The following is a 731-nucleotide window of genomic DNA, read 5'->3' as shown; positions in this document are numbered from 1 at the left end:
TATCAGCATCCTTAGCCAAGCGCTGGAACAACTGCCCGACGATTTCTATGACCCAGATGGTGTGCTGATTGGTGAAAAGATCATGGTCCGCACCGATAGTGCCGGTGCCACCCGTGAGTTCTTGAAGCATGTTGATTCGCTGGGCCTGCAGTTCTCCACCTCGTATTCACTGCCAGTGCTGAAGGAACGATTTGTGCGGTGGATCGATGAGAAGAAGTACTGGGAACCGGCGCTCACCGCCGATGGTGAGCATCGTGATAATGCGTGGGTGATTGATGCATCCAAGGTTATTGAACTCATTGGATACCCGCCAGGTTCCCGCATTTATCTTCGGGCTGAACCGTTGCATCCCGGGGCGAAAGCCAGCCTGTTTGATACGGACGGGAATAGAGTCACCGCGTTTCTGACGAACTCTCCACGCTACGACCCCGCGTTTTTGGATGCCCGTCACCGGGCGCGCGCAAGGTGCGAGAACAGGATCAAGTCTTTGAAGGCCGCGGGACTTGGGAAATTGCCTTTCACGTCGTTTGCAGCGAATCAAGCGTGGGCGAACCTGGCAATGTTTGCCTATAACCTGACTGCGTGGTTGCAGCTGGTCCTCCTGCCAGTTGGGCATGAAGCAGTCAGCTGGGATGTGAAAAGGTGGCGGTACCGTGTGTGGTCCATGGCTGGGAAGCTGACCAAGAGTGGCCGCCAACCCAGGTTGCTGATCAACCAGAAGGCACCGGAGT

Annotated in this window: 1 protein-coding gene; it reads left to right on the top strand. The window is 55.8% G+C overall.

Annotated elements, in window-relative coordinates:
- On the top strand, positions 1-731 hold a 731-nt coding region (locus ACT3UA_RS18965), incomplete at both ends, for a transposase (RefSeq protein ID WP_444617889.1).

Source organism: Glutamicibacter sp. 363 (assembly GCF_052379505.1).
Lineage (GTDB): Bacteria > Actinomycetota > Actinomycetes > Actinomycetales > Micrococcaceae > Glutamicibacter.
Note: the sequence above shows the minus strand (reverse complement) of the source record. Positions and strands in the feature narration are given on the sequence as shown.